We start from the raw sequence: 17,107 nt of genomic DNA, 5'->3' as shown, positions 1-17,107 counted from the left end.
AGGCGGCCCCCACGACCGCCCCCTGCTCCGCGCCGCGGCCCGGAACCCCCACGGTCCGGCCGGGCCGGCCTCGCGCTCAGGCACGGAGGGCGCGGCCGGACTCCAGCCTGCCCGGGCGGGCGGCGCCTGCCGAGGGCCGAACGTCCCGGGTGGTGCGGTCGGTGGCACGACGAGCGGGCGCCACTCTTGTGCGCGAGGGGCCGTCGGGTGGAGATTGGGTGATGAAACCCTGTACGTCCCCGCGCCCTTGAGGAGTCCTCACCGTGCCCAGCACACCCCGCTCCGCCCGGCCCGCGTCGCTCCCGCGGCGAACCGGCCGTCAGCTGCGGCGGGCCTTCGGCACTCGGCACGAACCGCTGGTCCGCCCGCTCGACCGCGCCCGGGCCCGGGCCTGGCTGCTCGCGATCGTCGGCGGGCTGGCGGCGGTCGCCGTCTCCGTGCTGGGCGCCCTGCTCCTCTACCGCTCGACCGCGCCGCAGGCCGCCGCCGACCGGGTGCGGCTGCACCGGGTGGACGCCGTGGTCGCCGTCCTCCCCGACCACGGCGCCGCCACCGGCAGCCGCTTCGCGGACGGCTACAACAGCCGGATCGAGGTCCCGGCCGCCTGGAACTACCCTGCGGGCACCGCGCACACCGGTACCGTCGAGGCCCCTCGCACGGCCACCACCGGCACCGTCGTCCCGATCTGGGTCGACCCCGCGGGCACCCCCACCACTCCCCCGGCCAACCGCGCCTCCCTCGCCGTCTTTGCCGCCTGCACCGGCGCCGGCGTCCTCCTCGCCCTCCTCGCGATGCTGACCCTGGCACTGCGGCTGCGCCTCCACTCCCTCGACCGCCGCGCCGAGACCGCCTGGACCACCAGCTGGGCCCGCCTCGAGCCGCTCTGGAGCGGCCGCGCCGGACACCGCCGCGAGGATTGAGAAGCTGCCGACTCCGGAAGCCTTCGCGCCCCCTCAGCCGTTCGGCGAGGGGGCGCGAGGGCGTTCGGCCTCAGAGGCGCTCGGTCCAGGCGGGCGCCGGGGTGGGCTTGCCGGCGTGGTGGGTGAGGACGGCCACCGCGACCAGCAGGGCGAGGGCCAGGGCCAGCGCGGTGGGGACGTTGGCGTGGAGGACGAGCAGCGCGCCGAGCAGGGCGCCGGCGAACATCCAGACGACGGAGGCGATACGGCGCAGGCCGGTGAGGTCGGCGGCGAGGGCGGTGATGGTCATGGTGAGCACGGTGGTGGTGAGGTCGGGGACCTTGAGCGAGCGGACCACCGCGTTCTGGCCGCCCATGGCGAGGGCGAGCAGGCCGATCAGGGTGTAGCGGGCGGGTTCGGAGCCGTGGCCGATGACGGCCGCCAGGACGGTGCTCGCGGCGACCAGCACCGCCTGGGCGGCGACGGCGGCGGTCAGCAGCCGGCCGCGGTGGCCGGGCAGGTGCCGGGCGAGGTGGCCGCCGGCCAGGGCGCCGAGCAGGAACACGGCGAGGGCGGCGAGTGAGGCGGTGGCGGAGAGGTTCGCGGCGCCGGCCAGGGCGAAGCCGAGGAAGACCACGTTGCCGGTCATGTTGGCGACGAAGACGTGCCCGAGTTCGAGGTAGCTGACCGCGTCCACCATCCCGGTGACCACGGTCAGCACCAGCAGCATCGGCACCAGCGGCCCGTGCTCGGGGTCGGGTTTCAGCATCGGGCCTCCCGGGCGGTTCGCGTGACGGTCCTTCCGTTCTACTCCCTCAGGCGAGCGCCGGGCTGCCGGACTCGTCCGACTCCTCGTCCAGGTGCCAGTGCAGGTCCCGCACCCCGGGCTCCAGCGACAGCCGGGTGACGACCTGCTCCAGGGCCGGGGTCACCTGCCCGGTGATCGCCACGGTGGCGCGCAGGCTGGTGGCGTCGCCCTGTTCCGTGCGGCGGGCACGCAGGCCGGTGGGGGCGAGGCCGGAGGCGGCCAGGGCCTGGAGCAGCAGGGCGCGGATGTGGGTCTCGGACTTGCGGTCGCACTCCAGGTGGACGGTGGCCCGGCAGGTGGAGTCCGGGTCGCTGCCGGACTGCGGGGCCCGGTCGAGCGCCCGGCCGGCCGGGCGCAGCACCAGGTGGACGGCGAGCACGGCGAGCGCGCCGAGGCCGGCGAGCTCCAGCTTGCCGGAGGCGGCCAGCACCCCGACGGCGGCCGAACACCAGAGCGTGGCGGCGGTGTTGAGGCCGCGCACGCCGGCGCCGTCGCGCAGGATGACGCCACCGCCCAGGAAGCCGATGCCGGAGACGACGTACGAGGCGACCCGGGTGGGGCTGCCGGTGTCGCCGACCGCCTCGCTGTAGAGCACGAACAGGGTGGCGCCGGCGGCGACCAGGGCGTTGGTGCGCAGGCCGGCCATCCGGGCCCGCCACTGGCGCTCGACGCCGATCAGTGCGCCGCAGGCGACGCCGGTGGCGAGCCGGACCAGGAACTCGACGGTGGTCAGGGTGTGCACGACGGCACCTCCTCCAGAGGAATCACGGGGAACGCGGGAAAAGGAAACGAACGGGTGGCGAGCCGCTGCCCACCACCCGTCCGTACGGGCTTCGATCGGTGGCTCAGTGGTTCAGCGCGGTCTGCACGATCTTGATGATGACCATGACCATCGCGATCAGCAGGTAGGTGCGCAGGGCGCCCATGCCGATCTTGCGGGCGGTGGACATCACCGGGCGGCTCAGCGTCTCCAGCGGGGGCATCCGCCAGTTCTCCCGGTCCGTGCGGTCGATCGGGTCCTCCTTGGTGCCGCGGCGGCCGAAGGTGAAGAAGTACCCGGCGACGAGCACACCCGCCACGCCGCAGCCGGCCATGATCCACAGGATCGCGTCCGAGCTGATGTCCGGCCAGACCACGGCCGCGGTCAGGATCAGCGACAGCATGACCAGCACGCCGACCACCGCCGAGGTGAAGGCGTTGGTCTTCGGCCCGTTGCGCCAGGGGCCGAGCACGGCCTTGTCGTTGCAGAGCAGCAGCAGGAAGACCGTCGCGGAAGGCAGCAGCACGCCGGCCAGCACCTGCACGAACTGGGTCATCAGGCCCTGCATGTAGTCGTTCGACAGCAGGGTGATCGCCGCGGCGACCACCACCAGGCCGGCGTAGACCGCGTAGAAGCCCTTGGCGCCCTTGACCCCGCGGTGCAGCGAGTGCTTGATGCCGAAGACGTCGCCGATGGCGTAGGCGGTGGACAGGGACACCGCGAAGGCGCCGATGATCGAGGCGTCCAGCAGCGCGATGGCGAACAGCACGCCCACCAGGTGGCCGGCCTTGTCCTCCAGGCCCTTGGCCACGGCGGCCGCGTCGGAGAACTGGCCGAAGCCGTCGGTGCCCGCGAAGGCGGCGGCGGTGAAGCCGATCATCGCGGCGGCGCCGATGATCACGATCGCGATGCCGATCCACAGGTCGACCTTCTCGTACTTCATGAAACGCGGCGTGATCCGCTTGTCGATGACGTACGACTGCTGGAAGAACAGCTGCCACGGGGCGACGGTGGTGCCCACGATCGAGACGATGACGAGCATGACGGCCGCGAGCTGGCCGGAACCGCCCGGCATCTGCGGCACCACGAAGTCGTGGGTCATCTGCGAGGTCTTGGGGTGGACCATGAAGTAGATCGGCACCAGCAGCAGCGAGCCCACGCACAGGGCGATGGCGACGCGCTCGAAGCGCTGGAAGGAGCCGGTGAAGGCCGAGGCGATGATGATCGCCGCCGCCAGGATGACCGAGGCGACCTTGGGCAGGCCCAGGTACCCGGCCGCCAGCGTGACGCCGATGAACTCGGTGACCAGGGTCAGCGCGTTCAGCAGGAACAGGTCGATGACGCTGAACGCGCCCCAGAACTTGCCGAACCGCTCCAGGATGAGGCGGGCGTGGCCGACGCCGGTGACGGCGCCCAGGCGCAGCACCATCTCCTGGTTGACGTAGAGCACCGGGATCAGCAGGGCCAGCGTCCACAGCAGCTGGGTGCCGTAGTTCTGGCCGGCCTGGCCGTAGGTGGAGAAGGCGCCGGCGTCGTTGTCGCCGACCATCACGATCAGGCCGGGGCCGACGATCGCCAGCAGCGTCTTGAGCTTCGCGGACAGACCCTGGCGCGGGGCGTTGTCGTCCAGCTTGATGGTGCCGAGCGCGCCCCTGATGTCGCCGACGTGGGCGTCGTCGAGCACGGCGGACTGGGCGGTGGGAGCGGTGGGGACCGTGGAAACCTTCGGGTCCAGCATCACGTTGGTCATGGCGGGGCCTCCCTGCCCCCTTCCTGGAGGGGGCGACAGGGGGCACGCAGCAGCGATCCTCCCTGCGAGCGCACGGCATCCGCTCCACACGGCGACGCTGAGCGGCGGCGGCCGTACGGGCATGAGGATGCGTCAGGCGGCTTGCGTCCAGGCATGGTTGAGCGCGGGACGAAGCACCGGGTGAACGCGCAGGGAAGGTTGTTACCGCGTGCCGGAGGTGTTCGAGAGCATGCGGGGGCAGGGGCAACTGTGGCCCGGACTAGGACAGTCCATGTCTCCCACCTCCTCCCGGTCGGGGGCGCACCGTCTGTGCGCCGCATCACGACACGGCAAGGAGCACACCGGCCCCGAATGGACCGGTACACCCCAACTCGTCAGAGCTTTGGCACTCCACGGCGTGTCCAGCCTGCCTGGCCGGAAGCCACTTGGGGTCAACCCTTAAGTCGGGAAGACCTGTCCTGAACCTGGGCGTCTCTCGACGTCGTCGGGTCAGTGGCCTGTGTCCGTGAAGACGCCTCACCGAACGAGGTGCCTTTTCAAACCTCCCCAAGCATAGACCCGCCACGAACGGCCCAATCACGTTTTCGGCCGATCCGCTACACCTTTGTAGAACCTTGACCAAGCGCACTCCCTTCACCCTCTCGCGCCCGGCACCCGCCGTAGCATGGGCCGCGTTCCAGCGGGCGAAGGGCGCCGGCGGTCGGTTCGGCAAGGGAGACCACGGCGGTGCTACGGGGGTTCGGCGATCTGGAGGCCGAGATCATGGACCGGCTCTGGTCCTGGGGCCGTCCGGCCACGGTGCGCGAGGTGGTCGACGACCTCCAGCGGCAGCGGCCGGTCGCGTACACCACGGTGACCACCGTCGCCGACATCCTGCACACCAAGGGCTGGCTGCGCCGGGACAAGGTCGGCCGCGCCTGGGTGTACGAACCGACCTGCACCCGCGAGGTGTACACCGCCGAGCTGATGCACCAGGCGCTGGAGACCACCCCGGACCGGGCCGGCGCGCTGCTGCGCTTCGTCGACCGGATCAGCGGGGACGAGGCCTCCGCCCTGCTCGCCGCCCTCGAACAGGTCAAGGCCCGGGACGCCGAGTGACGCTCGCCCTGCTCGGCCTCTACCTGGCCGTGACCGGCGTCCTGCTGCCCCGCCGGCTGGCCGGCTCCACCCGGCTCCAAACCCGTCCGACCCTGGGCGCGGCGCTGTGGCTGGCGTTGATGGCCTCCTTCACCGTCGCCCTGGTGCTCGCCGCGCACCACGCGCTGGAGCCCGCCGCCCACGAGCCGGCCGGGCTGCTCGGACTGCTCCCCCACCTCGAACCGGCCGGGCCGGTCGTGCCGCACACCCATGGCTGGTGGCTGCCGGCCGCAGCCGGGGCGCTGCTCGCCCTCGCGCTGGCCGCGGTCGGCGCCCGGGCCGGGCGGGCCCGGCGGCGGCACCGGGCGGTGCTGGACGTGGTCGCCGTACGGGACCGGCGCTGGGGCGCGCTGGTGCTGGAGCACGCCCACCCGACGATCTACTGCCTGCCCGGGCGTCGCTCCCGGGTCGTGCTGTCGCGCGGGGCGCTGCGACTGCTCGACGAGCGGCAGCTCGCCGCGGCCGTCGCGCACGAGCACGGGCACATCCGCGGCCGCCACCACCTGTTCCGGCTGCCCGCCGACACCTTCGCGCTGCTGCTCGGGCCGCTGCCGCTGGCCCGGCTGGGGCGCTCCGAGGTGGCGCTGCTGCTGGAGATGGCGGCGGACGACGCGGCGCTGGCGAAGGTGTCGCGGGGCGAACTGGCCTCGGCGCTCTGCGCGTTGGCCACGTCCGGTCCGGCTCCGGGTGGGTCCCTGGGGGCGGCGTCCACCGGGGTGCTGACCCGGGTCCGTCGGCTGGCGCGGCCCGGCGGCGGCCGGCGGCGCCAACTGGCCGGGTGGCTGGCGGTGTCGGCACTGCCGGTGCTGCCGTACCTGCTGGCCTGCGCGCCGCACCCGTAGGTCGTTCCACCAGTACCCAGCGGCGGCGCAGGTACGCCCCAGCCTTCTCGCGTCTCGGCGGCGACCGGGACTACCGCCGCGGGCGCCCGGGTGATCGCGGCCGACGCTGTCGGAGCGCCCGGGTGATCGCGGTCGGCGCTGTCGGAGCGCCCGGCCACCCTCTGGGCAACGTTTCGACCGGTCCGCTCAGTTGAGGCCGCTTCCGGCCGGACGGAACGTCCTCCGATCGTTCTGCGGCCCCACCCCGACGGCCGCGCGCAGGGGTTGACGGGGCCGCCGGGGCGGAAGGGTTTACGGGCGGACGGCGCCGACGTAGGGCATGGCGTCGATGGGGAGGACCTCGACGTTCTTGCCGGTGCGGGGGGCGTGGATCATCTTGCCGTCGCCGATGTAGATGCCGACGTGGTGGATGTCGCCGTAGAAGAAGACCAGGTCGCCGGGCTGAAGGTCGGCGCGGGCGACGCGGGGGCCGTCGTTCCACTGGTCCTGGGACATCCGGGAGAGCTTGACGCCCGCCGCGCGGTAGGCGGCGCCGGTGAGGCCGGAGCAGTCGAAGCTGCTGGGGCCGGTGGCGCCCCAGCCGTAGGGCTTGCCGAGCTGGGCGTAGGCGAAACCGACGATGGCGGCGGCGCGGCCGCCGGCGGGCGGGGCCGGGGCGTTCAGGTCGGGGCGCTGGGTGGAGCGGGAGGCCCGGTCGGCGGCGGCCGCCTTCTGGGCCTCGGCCCTGGCCTTCTCCGCGGACTGCTGGGCGTTGACCTTGGCGCGGTCCTCGGCGCTGAGCTTGTTGAGCATGGCCTGGGCCTGGGCGAGCTTGGCCTGGATCTGCTTCTTCCTCTCGGCGAGCTCGGTGCCGACGGAGTCCAGCTGGGCGAGGGTGGCGGTGGCCTCGGTGCGGTCCTGGTCGAGCTTGCGCTGCTCCTCCTGGGCCTGCTTGAGCAGGGCCGTCTGGGTGTCGGCGACCTGGTTCTGCGCCGAGACGCGCTCCAGGTAGGCGGCCGGGTCGGAGTCGAGCATCAGCTGGACGGACGGGTCGATGCCGTTGCTGCGGTACTGGTCGGCGGCCACCCCGCCGAGCCGGGTGCGCAGTTCGTTCATCGCCTCCTGGCCGCGGGCGACCTTCTCCTGGATCTTGTTGGCGTCGCCCTGGAGCTTCTGCTGCTTGCCCTGGAAGCCGTTGTACTGCTCGATGGCCTGCTCGGCCTCCTCATTGAGCTTGTCCACCTGCTCCTTGACGGTGGCGAGGCTCGGGGCGGGCTCGGCATGGGCGGTGCCGGAGGCGAGCACCGCGCCGCCGGCCATGGCCGTGGTGAGGACCGCCAGGCGGGCCCGGCTCGGGGGGCTGGGCTTGCGGCGCTTTCCCATCGCGGTGGGATCTCCTTCGGGGGACGCAAAGGGGACGACGAAGAGCGGGCAGGGGCGTACGGGGGATGCCGCCCCTGCCCGCCTTCTTCGAAGTAACTTAATAGATGAGTGGCGGGGTTCCGCAATCCCCCATCCGGGCACTGCCGGGCGATCGATCGCGTACCGTGGCACCGGCGTTGCGTCACCCGTCACGCCACCCCGTGACACCTGCCTTGACACCCGTTCTGACACTCGTCACCCAGCGGAGTGCTAAAGCTTCGCCAAATCGAGAACAAGGTCACACACGCCTCCCCTCTTGCGGGTATGCAAACGGGCGCTAACCTGCGGACATGAAGGTCCCGCCCGAAGGGCTCCCCCTCGCTGCCGAGTTCCCGGCCGCGCACCGTGAGCAGTGGCAGCAGCTCGTCGAGGGCGTGCTGCGCAAGTCCGGTGCCCAGCCCGAGGACGGCGCCGCCGCCGAGCGGGCGCTCAGCACCGCACTCCAGGACGGCCTGCGCGCCCGCCCGCTGTACACCGCCGAGGACAGTTCGGCCGAGCCCGGCTACCCCGGCTTCCCGCCGTTCGTCCGCGGCGGGCGGCCGCAGGGCTCCGCCGTCGCCGGGTGGGACGTTCGGCAGCGGCACGCCGACCCCGACCGGCGGCGCACCAACGAGGCGGTCCTCGCGGACCTGGAGAACGGCGTCGGCTCGCTCTGGCTGGAGCTGGGCGCCGCGGGCCTGCCGGTGACGGCCCTGCCCGAGGCGCTCGCCGGCGTGTACCTGGACCTGGCCGCCGTGGCGCTCGACGCCGGCCCCGAATTCGCCGACGCCGCCGAGCAGTTGTTCAAACTGTACGAGGAGCACGAGGTCTCCCCCGCCTCCGCCGCCGGCAACCTCGGCGCCGACCCGCTCGGCCTCCAGGCCCGCACCGGCGACGCCGCCCGCACCGACGCGCTGCTCGCCGCGGCCACCGCGCTGGCCGCCCGCTGCGCCGCCGACCACCCGAACGTCCGGGCCCTCACCGTCGACGCCCTGCCGTACCACGAGGCCGGCGCCTCCCCCGCCCAGGAGCTGGGCTGCTCGCTGGCCACCGGCGTCGCCTACCTGCGCGCGCTGACCGCCGCCGGGCTGTCGGTGGACGAGGCGCTCGGCCAGCTGGAGTTTCGCTACGCCGCGGACACCGACCAGTTCCTGACCATCGCCAAGTTCCGTGCCGCGCGCCGCCTGTGGGCTCGCGTGGCCGAGGTGTCCGGCGCCTCCGCCGAGGCCTCGGCGCAGCGCCAGCACGCCGTCACCTCCCGGGTGATGATGACCGCCCGCGACCCGTGGGTGAACATGCTGCGCACCACCATCGCCTGCCTGGCCGCCGGGGTCGGCGGCGCCGACGCCGTCACCGTGCTGCCCTTCGACAGCGCGCTCGGCCTGCCGGACGCCTTCGCCCGCCGGATCGCCCGCAACACCCAGTCGATCCTGCTGGAGGAGTCCCACCTGTCCCGGGTGATCGACCCGGCCGGCGGCTCCTGGTACGTCGAGCAGCTGGGCGAGGAGCTGGCGCGGGCCGCCTGGGCCTGGTTCCAGGAGATCGAGCGGGCCGGCGGCCAGCGCGGCGCCCTGGAGTCCGGTCTCATCGACGAGCGGATCGCCGCGACCTGGGCGGAGCGGTCCGGGAAGCTCGCCAAGCGGCGCGAACCCGTCACCGGCGTCAGCGAGTTCCCGCACCTGGACGAGCAGCCGCTGGTCCGCGAGCCGGCCCCGGCCGGGCACGCCGGCGGCCTGCCGCAGGTCCGCCGCGCCGAGGCGTACGAGGCGCTGCGCGACCGCTCGGACGCGGTGCTCGCCGCCACCGGCGAGCGGCCGAAGCTGTTCCTGGCCTCGATCGGCAGCGCCGCCGCGCACACCGCGCGCACCACCTTCGCGGCCAACCTGTTCCAGGCCGGCGGCATCGCGACCGGCTCGCACGAATCCCTCGACCCGGCGGCCTTCGCCGAGGCGTTCGCCGCCTCCGGCGCGACCGTCGCCTGCCTGTGCTCCAGCGACGCCCTGTACGCCGAGCACGCCGAGGCGGTCGCCGCCGCACTCCGGGCGGCCGGCGCCCAGCGGGTGCTGCTGGCCGGGCGGCTCGCCGAAGTGCCCGCCGGAGTGGACGAGTTCATCCACGCCGGCGGGGACGCGGTCGCCGTCCTGACCTCCCTGCTGGACCAGATCACCGGTGCGAGCAGCACCGACGAGAACGCCGACGAGGACGAGGTGGCGCGATGATCCCTGACTTCACCGGAATCGGGCTGGACGGCGACGCCGCCGCCGACGTCACCGACGCCCAGTGGCAGTCCGCCTGGCGGCAGTCCACCGGCAAGGACGTCGACGAGCTGGTCTGGGACACCCCCGAGGGCATCGGCGTCAAGCCGCTGTACACCGCGGCGGACCTCACCGGTCTGGACTTCCTGGACACCTACCCGGGCGTCGCCCCGTACCTGCGCGGGCCGTACCCGACCATGTACGTCAACCAGCCCTGGACCGTCCGCCAGTACGCCGGCTTCTCCACCGCCGAGGAGTCCAACGCCTTCTACCGCCGCAACCTGGCGGCCGGCCAGAAGGGCCTCTCGGTCGCCTTCGACCTGCCGACCCACCGCGGCTACGACAGCGACCACCCGCGCGTCACCGGCGACGTCGGCATGGCGGGTGTCGCCATCGACTCGATCTACGACATGCGCCAGCTGTTCGACGGCATCCCGCTGGACAGGATGTCGGTGTCGATGACCATGAACGGCGCGGTGCTGCCCGTCCTGGCGCTGTACATCGTCGCGGCCGAGGAGCAGGGCGTCCCGCCCGAGAAGCTCGCGGGGACCATCCAGAACGACATCCTCAAGGAGTTCATGGTCCGCAACACCTACATCTACCCGCCGCAGCCGTCGATGCGGATCATCTCGGACATCTTCGCGTACACCTCGCAGAAGATGCCCCGGTACAACTCGATCTCCATCTCCGGCTACCACATCCAGGAGGCCGGTGCGACGGCCGACCTGGAGCTGGCCTACACCCTGGCCGACGGGGTGGAGTACCTGCGCGCGGGCCTGGACGTGGGGCTGGACGTGGACGCCTTCGCGCCGCGGCTGTCGTTCTTCTGGGCGATCGGCATGAACTTCTTCATGGAGGTCGCCAAGCTGCGCGCGGCCCGGCTGCTCTGGGCCAAGCTGGTCAAGCAGTTCGACCCGAAGAACCCCAAGTCGCTGTCGCTGCGCACCCATTCGCAGACCTCGGGCTGGTCGCTGACCGCCCAGGACGTGTTCAACAACGTGACGCGCACCTGCGTCGAGGCGATGGCCGCCACCCAGGGCCACACCCAGTCGCTGCACACCAACGCCCTGGACGAGGCGCTGGCGCTGCCCACCGACTTCTCCGCCCGCATCGCCCGCAACACCCAGCTGCTGCTGCAGCAGGAGTCGGGCACCTGCCGGGTGATCGACCCGTGGGGCGGCTCGGCCTACGTCGAGAAGCTGACGAACGACCTGGCGGCCCGGGCCTGGCAGCACATCCAGGAGGTCGAGGCGGCCGGCGGCATGGCCAAGGCGATCGACGCGGGCATCCCCAAGATGCGCGTCGAGGAGGCCGCCGCCCGTACCCAGGCCCGGATCGACTCCGGCCGCCAGCCGGTGATCGGCGTCAACAAGTACCGGGTCGAGAGCGACGAGCAGATCGACGTGCTCAAGGTCGACAACTCCGCGGTGCGCGCCCGGCAGATCGAGAAGCTGCGCCGGCTGCGCGAGGAGCGGGACGAGGCCGCGTGCCAGGACGCGCTGAACGCGCTGACCCGGGCCGCCGAGGCCGGTCCGCAGCGCGGCGGTTCGCTGGACGGCAACCTGCTGCACCTGGCCGTCAACGCGGCCCGGGCCAAGGCCACCGTCGGCGAGATCTCGGACGCCCTGGAGAAGGTGTACGGCCGCCACTCCGGCCAGATCCGTACCATCTCCGGTGTGTACCGTGACGAAGCCGGCCCGTCGGCCCCCCTCCAGCGCACCCGGGACCTGGTCGAGCGGTTCGAGCAGGCCGAGGGCCGCCGCCCGCGCATCCTGGTCGCCAAGATGGGCCAGGACGGCCACGACCGCGGCCAGAAGGTGATCGCCACCGCCTTCGCCGACCTCGGCTTCACGGTGGACGTCGGCCCGCTGTTCCAGACCCCGGCCGAGGTCGCCCGCCAGGCCGTCGAGGCGGACGTGCACATCGTCGGCGTCTCCTCACTGGCCGCCGGGCACCTGACGCTGGTGCCCGCGCTGCGCGCCGAACTCGCCGAGGCGGGGCGCGAGGACATCACCATCGTGGTGGGCGGGGTCATCCCCCCGCAGGACTTCGACGCCCTCTACGAGGCGGGCGCGGCCGCGGTCTTCCCGCCCGGCACCGTGATCCCGGAGGCCGCCTACGACCTGCTGAAGTCGCTGGCGGCCGACCTCGGCCACGAGCTGTGATCGCCTGATCGTATGCCTCCGCGGACGATCGACCTCGACAGCTATGTGACGGGTGTCCTCGACGGCTCGCGCGCCTGGATCGCGCGCGCCGTCACCCTCGTCGAGTCCACCCGGCCCGACCACCGCGCGCTCGCGCAGCAGTTGCTCCAGCGGCTGCTGCCGCACGCGGGCGGTGCGGTCCGGGTGGGCATCACGGGCGTGCCCGGGGTCGGCAAGTCGACCTTCATCGACTCCTTCGGCACGATGCTGACGGGGTTGGGCCACCGGGTCGCGGTGCTCGCCGTCGACCCGACGTCGAGCCGGACGGGCGGCTCCATCCTGGGCGACAAGACCCGGATGGAGCGCCTCGCCGTCGACCCTGCCGCCTTCGTCCGACCGTCGCCGACCTCGGGGACGCTGGGCGGGGTCGCCAAGGCCACCCGGGAGTCGATGGTGGTGATGGAGGCGGCCGGGTACGACGTGGTGCTCATCGAGACGGTGGGTGTGGGCCAGTCCGAGACGGCCGTGGCGGGGATGGTGGACACCTTCCTGCTGCTCAGCCTGGCCCGGACGGGCGACCAGCTCCAGGGCATCAAGAAGGGCGTGCTGGAGCTGGCGGACGTCATCGCCGTCAACAAGGCCGACGGCCCGCACGAGCGCGACGCCAAGGCGGCGGCGCGCGAACTGGCGGGCGCGCTGCGGCTGTTGCAGGCGCCGGACGCGGCGTGGACTCCCCCGGTGCTCACCTGCAGCGGCCTCGACGGGGCCGGGCTCGACGTGCTGTGGGAGCGCCTCCAGCAGCACCGTAAGGTCCTCGACGCAACGGGCGCCCTGGCCGCCAAGCGCCGCGAACAGCAAGTCGAGTGGACCTGGTCCATGGTCCATGACCAGCTCTACGCGAGGCTGCACGAACACCCCGACGTCCTCCGCCTCGCCCCGGAGTTGGAGGCCCAGGTCCGTGCCGGCACCCTGCCGGCGGGATTGGCAGCACAGCAGATCCTGGACACCTTCTTCGGCTAACGGTCACACCCTGACACGAAGCCAGCCACCACCGCGGCCGAGAAGAGCACCCACCACACGAGCCGCCCAACGGTCACCACTACGCCACCTCGGGCAGAGCTCGAAGGTCCTCCGCCGTGCCCCACCCGTGCGTGGGGCACGGCGCTTCGACGGTTTCCAGGTACTCGAACCAGACCACCTTGCCCACCCCTGCCGGGCGCCAGCCCCACGCATGTGCCAGCGCCTCCACGAGCAGGAGGCCACGCCCACCGGTCGCTTCCTCGTCTCGCTCCCGATGCGGGAGCTCCGGACACCGATCAGCAACCTCCACCCGCGCCCGCCCAGCACGGCGGCGGACGGTCACGACACAGCGATCCTTGGTGTGCACCAGCGCATTGGCAATCAACTCGCTCGCACACAGCTCGACTTCCTGAAGCGCGTCCTCTGAGAGCGACACACCCCACTCCCGCAGGATCGCCATGACAAGCCGCCGCGCCGCCGGCACCGCGTCGGCCCCCGGCGGCTCGCCCCACTCCAGCGGAACAGGAAACCGCGCGGTGTTGAGCGGACTGACGATCAGGTCCGACCCCATTGCTCCTCCATCACTACGAGTGGACGAAGAGCCGAAGTCGACACCCAAAGTCCACCCACAAGCAGTGGCCGCCATTGGACGGCGGCGAAAGGGACTCCACACATAGCTCTCGGCTACGTTGGCAACACTGAAAGTAGTCGCAGAAATTCTGCGAGTCAAGCGACTCTGCTACTCGCAGACCTTCACCGAGTCGTGCGAGACTCGACCAATCCAGGAAGGGGAGAACCATGGGATTCGGCCTTGTTGTGCGCTTCGTCGCCCGCGACGCGGCAGCGGCTCACGCCTTCGACGCTCTGGCGGAGGCAGCACTCGAAGGCATCCGCACCGAGGAGCCCGGCACTCTCGTCTACGTCAACCACGCCGTATCGGACGAACCGCATGTTCGAGTCTTCTATGAGCTGTACGCGGATCGCGAGGCGTTCGAGGAGCACGAGCGCCAGCCTCACGTCCGCAGGTTTCTGGCCGAACGCGGCCAGTACCTCGAATCGTTCGAGGTCACGTTCCTGAACGAGATCTCCGGCAAGGGCACGTCTTCCGGCCAGGCTGCCCGGTGAGCCCAGAAGAGCGGCGGGCGTTCGGCGCCCGGGTCGCCCAGCTCCGCAAGAGTCGCGGCATGAGGCAGGATCAACTCGCCGCAGCCATCAATCGCACCGCCAGTTGGGTATCGCAGGTCGAACGGGGCGTCCAGCCGGTGGTCCGCCTCGACGTACTCCAGCTACTGGCGCACGGCCTTGGCGTTTCGGTTCAGACACTGCGACCTGATGCTCCGCCGCCTGCCATAGCATCTATGACCGAGGACCAGCCCAACGACCTTGACCTCGCACGACTGTCGCTCTCAGGGCATCCTGCTCTCGATGCACTGTTCGGTGAGCAGCACCGAACCAGCACTCCCGACCCGACCGAGCTGGCCACCGCCGTCGAGCAGCTCTGGCATCTGACCCACAGCTCGCGCTTCGCCGAGCTCAGCACGGCGATCGCTGATGTCCTGCCGCGATTGGAGCGGGCAGCACGGATCACCAGCGGAGGCGAGCGCGCCGAAATCCATCTGCTACTCAGCCAGGCATATCAGGCGGTCGCAGCAGCATTCGTCCGCCAGGACGAGGCCGACGCGGCATGGATTGCCGCCGATCGGGCCATCCGAGCTGCCGAGCAGTCCGGGCAGCCTCTGCATGTCTTCGCCGGGATCTATCGAATGGCCCATGCATTCGTCCGGCTGCGGCGGCTGGACCAGGCCGAACACGCAGCCAGGAGTGCGGTAGCCGCCCTGCGGACCCACATGTCGGCGGGCAGCCCACCACCGGAAGCGCTTTCAGTTCTCGGCTCGCTCCATCTGGTTCTCGCGTTGGCCGCCGCTCGCGCCGGCCAACGCGAGCGAGCACGGGAGGGAATTGTCAGCGCCCGAGAGGTCGCCGCTCAACTCGGCGAGGATCGCAACGACTTCAACCTGGAGTTCGGTCCGACCAACGTGGAGATCCAGGCGGTTTCCACGGCCGTCGACCTCGGCGATGCGGGCGAGGCTCTGGACCTGGGCCAACAAATCGATGCCGGACGGCTTTCACCCGAGCGGAGGTCCAGGCTCCTGATCGACCTTGGCAGAGCTCACGCTCAACGACGCCACCTCGGGGAAGCCCTCGAATGCCTCCTCCGCGCCGAGGAGGTGGCGCCAGAGAGCGTCCGAACCCACGTGGGTGCGCGGGCGACGATCCGTGAACTCATCCTCATCGCCGGCCGTAGTGCGCCATCGGAGTTGGTACAGCTGGCCAAACGCGCAAACGCCATGGGGTGAAGTGAGGTGCGGATCGGAATCACGGGGCACCGAGGGCTGACGACCGAGGTCGAGGGGCAGGTACGGCAGTTGCTCGAAGACGCTCTCGCGCGCGAGAACCCGAACGAACTGACCATTGTGTCCTGCATCGCGGACGGGCCGGACGCGTGGTTGGCGGAGATCGCGCTTGAGCGAGGTGCGCGGCTGGAGGCCGTCATTCCGGCCGATCAGTACCGGGATGGGCTGCCGCAATGGCATCACCCCACCTACGACCATCTGTTGGAAGTCGCCACAGCCGTTCACCGGACCGGTCACGTGGAGTCTGACGAAGCCGCCCACATGACAGGCAGCGAAATCCTCGTCCAGCAGGTCGACAAGCTCCTCGCTGTCTGGGACCGCCTGCCGGCTCGGGGCTACGGCGGGACGGCGGACGTGGTCGCGTACGCCCGGCAGCGCGGCGTGCCAGTCGAGGTGCTGTGGCCGCGGGGAGCACTCCGCTAAGTAGGCGGTCAAAGCGCCCTGAACGCGTGGCCGCCCTCCCAGGGAGGGCGGCCACGCGAGAGAACGGCTGCCTCGGAGCCCCGCGTCAGATCGGCGTCTCACCCAGCACGGCGCGAAGCCAGTCGAGGGAGTCGCTCGCCAGAACGGCACCGGCTAGAGCGCTGGCGGTCTTCGTGGTGAGTCGGCCACTGCTGTTTGTCGATCCACCGCTGAGCCGGATCAGCACCTTCAAGTTTGGCGATGATCCAGGCGATCAGCGCCGTGCGCCAGGAGTGTTCTGCGACCGACTCCGGATCGCAGACACCCGCCATCCACCGGCCCGTACGCTTGGTCTGCTTGAGCGTCCCGGGCTCGAACAGGAACCACGCCACCGAGGTCAGGTCCTCTGCCACTGTGTGGCTCCGCTCATGCCGGCCGTGCCGCCGCGACCGCGTCGGTGTACAGCTCGGTGGTCAAGTCGTCCTCGTCGATGCCAAGTTCCGTCAGCACGACACGGACCAGGGCGAGAGCCGGAGCAAGCTCATCCACCGACGCGGCCGATGTCTCCACCTCGATGAACGTCGCATCGTCCAGCTCCGGAACGCGAACGAGTGTGGCCAGCAGACGCCGCCCGTCACGCTGAAAGCTGTAGTTCCGACAGCGCTTCTCGAACGCGATGCGCGGAGTGAACCCCAGGCCCCGGACGATCTCATGCGTCGCGTCGGCATCCTCGACCCGGGTCTCGGCCTCCGGCTTCGACCCGGACGCCTCGTCCACCCGGGCACCCTTGTAGGTGAGCACGGTGCGCGTGTCGTCCGGGCTGTGCACAGTACGGATCCGCAGCTCACGGTCGGCGCCCATCAGGCTGCCGTCCGGGACGTCGTAGTACGTGTCGCGGTAGACCTCGGCGCGGCCGGCGCCGTGCCGCTCCTCCAACTGCTTGAGCACGCCTTCCGGATCGCGCACGACTGCCTTGAGCTCCGCTTCGATCGCCATTCTGTTCCCTCCGTCAGAAGACACGCTCAGCGCCGTCCACCATGACATCGAACTGCCGACACCAGCCCCGGTACAGGGGACCGTGCGGAGTGGGCAGCACCTTATAGGTTGCCGACTCGTGTCCTTCCCAATCCGCGTCGAAGGCCCCGACGAAGAGGACGCGGTCCAGCCTGATGATCCGCCACACCGGAACCGTTCGGTACCGATACACCTCAACCTTCCCGTACTCGGAAAGCTCCTCACGTACCGGAACAGGGCGGCAACGTCTCGATCCCGCAGGGCACGCCGCACTTGCTCGTT

Annotated in this window: 15 protein-coding genes, 1 pseudogene and 1 riboswitch; of the genes and pseudogenes, 9 read left to right on the top strand and 7 right to left on the bottom strand. The window is 71.4% G+C overall.

The annotated features are described in order from the left end of the window. Nucleotides 1–263 precede the first annotated feature (263 nt). A complete protein-coding gene (locus ACIRYZ_RS07730) occupies nt 264–920 on the top strand; it encodes a hypothetical protein (protein ID WP_402940964.1) in 657 nt (218 codons plus the stop codon). 70 nt (nt 921–990) lie between these two features. Here ACIRYZ_RS07730 and ACIRYZ_RS07725 read toward each other — a convergent pair whose 3' ends face one another. The 3 genes from ACIRYZ_RS07725 to ACIRYZ_RS07715 form a co-directional block, all read right to left on the bottom strand. Further along, complete coding sequence (locus tag ACIRYZ_RS07725; protein ID WP_402940962.1) at nt 991–1,668, bottom strand: YoaK family protein; 678 nt, start codon at nt 1,666–1,668, stop codon at nt 991–993. 46 nt (nt 1,669–1,714) lie between these two features. Beyond that, nucleotides 1,715–2,449 (bottom strand): MgtC/SapB family protein, encoded by a 735-nt coding sequence (locus tag ACIRYZ_RS07720; protein ID WP_402940959.1) that lies wholly within the window; start codon nt 2,447–2,449, stop codon nt 1,715–1,717. A gap of 103 nt (nt 2,450–2,552) precedes the next feature. Beyond that, nucleotides 2,553–4,217, bottom strand: coding sequence for an NRAMP family divalent metal transporter (locus ACIRYZ_RS07715; RefSeq protein ID WP_402940956.1), 1,665 nt, complete (start codon nt 4,215–4,217; stop codon nt 2,553–2,555). A 358-nt stretch (nt 4,218–4,575) separates the two neighbouring features. Further along, a riboswitch (M-box (ykoK) riboswitch) is annotated at nt 4,576–4,752 on the bottom strand. A 227-nt stretch (nt 4,753–4,979) separates the two neighbouring features. Between ACIRYZ_RS07715 and ACIRYZ_RS07710 the strand changes: the two genes are divergently transcribed. Both ACIRYZ_RS07710 and ACIRYZ_RS07705 read left to right on the top strand, forming a co-directional pair. After that, nucleotides 4,980–5,315 (top strand): BlaI/MecI/CopY family transcriptional regulator, encoded by a 336-nt coding sequence (locus ACIRYZ_RS07710; RefSeq protein ID WP_393038620.1) that lies wholly within the window; start codon nt 4,980–4,982, stop codon nt 5,313–5,315. Further along, nucleotides 5,312–6,196, top strand: a complete 885-nt coding sequence (locus ACIRYZ_RS07705; RefSeq protein ID WP_402940953.1) for a M56 family metallopeptidase — start codon at nt 5,312–5,314, stop codon at nt 6,194–6,196. Before ACIRYZ_RS07710 ends, ACIRYZ_RS07705 begins: the two co-directional genes overlap by 4 nt. Before the next feature lie 291 nt (nt 6,197–6,487). On the opposite strand, the gene ACIRYZ_RS07700 is transcribed toward ACIRYZ_RS07705, so the two are convergent. Continuing rightward, nucleotides 6,488–7,558: an NlpC/P60 family protein gene (locus ACIRYZ_RS07700; protein ID WP_402940951.1), complete on the bottom strand. Its 1,071-nt coding sequence runs from the start codon at nt 7,556–7,558 to the stop codon at nt 6,488–6,490. A gap of 329 nt (nt 7,559–7,887) precedes the next feature. Between ACIRYZ_RS07700 and ACIRYZ_RS07695 the strand changes: the two genes are divergently transcribed. The 3 genes from ACIRYZ_RS07695 to meaB are packed head-to-tail and all read left to right on the top strand — an operon-like array spanning nt 7,888 to nt 12,995. Beyond that, entirely contained in the window at nt 7,888–9,795 is a 1,908-nt protein-coding gene (locus tag ACIRYZ_RS07695; RefSeq protein WP_402940948.1) for a methylmalonyl-CoA mutase family protein, read from the top strand. After that, nucleotides 9,792–11,996 (top strand): methylmalonyl-CoA mutase, encoded by a 2,205-nt coding sequence (scpA, locus tag ACIRYZ_RS07690; RefSeq protein WP_402940945.1) that lies wholly within the window; start codon nt 9,792–9,794, stop codon nt 11,994–11,996. The genes ACIRYZ_RS07695 and scpA overlap by 4 nt, the downstream gene beginning before the upstream one ends. Before the next feature lie 12 nt (nt 11,997–12,008). Beyond that, nucleotides 12,009–12,995 carry a methylmalonyl Co-A mutase-associated GTPase MeaB gene (meaB, locus tag ACIRYZ_RS07685; RefSeq protein ID WP_402940942.1) on the top strand — a complete coding sequence of 329 codons (987 nt, stop codon included), beginning with the start codon at nt 12,009–12,011 and terminating at the stop codon, nt 12,993–12,995. A 79-nt stretch (nt 12,996–13,074) separates the two neighbouring features. Here the strand turns inward: meaB and ACIRYZ_RS07680 are convergent, their stop codons facing one another. Beyond that, a complete protein-coding gene (locus ACIRYZ_RS07680; RefSeq protein ID WP_402940939.1) occupies nt 13,075–13,566 on the bottom strand; it encodes an ATP-binding protein in 492 nt (163 codons plus the stop codon). A 227-nt stretch (nt 13,567–13,793) separates the two neighbouring features. On the opposite strand from ACIRYZ_RS07680, the gene ACIRYZ_RS07675 reads away from it, so the two are divergent. The 3 genes from ACIRYZ_RS07675 to ACIRYZ_RS07665 are packed head-to-tail and all read left to right on the top strand — an operon-like array spanning nt 13,794 to nt 15,832. Next, a complete protein-coding gene (locus ACIRYZ_RS07675; RefSeq protein WP_402940936.1) occupies nt 13,794–14,120 on the top strand; it encodes a putative quinol monooxygenase in 327 nt (108 codons plus the stop codon). Then, entirely contained in the window at nt 14,117–15,352 is a 1,236-nt protein-coding gene (locus ACIRYZ_RS07670; protein ID WP_402940933.1) for a helix-turn-helix domain-containing protein, read from the top strand. Before ACIRYZ_RS07675 ends, ACIRYZ_RS07670 begins: the two co-directional genes overlap by 4 nt. Nucleotides 15,353–15,358: 6 nt before the next feature. Further along, nucleotides 15,359–15,832, top strand: a complete 474-nt coding sequence (locus tag ACIRYZ_RS07665; protein WP_402940931.1) for a hypothetical protein — start codon at nt 15,359–15,361, stop codon at nt 15,830–15,832. 209 nt (nt 15,833–16,041) lie between these two features. Here ACIRYZ_RS07665 and ACIRYZ_RS07660 read toward each other — a convergent pair. Next, nucleotides 16,042–16,224 (bottom strand): annotated as a pseudogene (locus ACIRYZ_RS07660) (HD domain-containing protein); the annotation flags it as partial. Between the two features lie 13 nt (nt 16,225–16,237). Continuing rightward, entirely contained in the window at nt 16,238–16,807 is a 570-nt protein-coding gene (gene cyaB / locus ACIRYZ_RS07655) for a class IV adenylate cyclase (protein ID WP_402940928.1), read from the bottom strand. Nucleotides 16,808–17,107: the final 300 nt, after the last annotated feature.

This window comes from Kitasatospora sp. NPDC101155 (assembly GCF_044768305.1).
Taxonomy (GTDB): Bacteria; Actinomycetota; Actinomycetes; order Streptomycetales; family Streptomycetaceae; genus Kitasatospora.
This window is presented reverse-complemented; position numbering and strand designations above follow the sequence as displayed.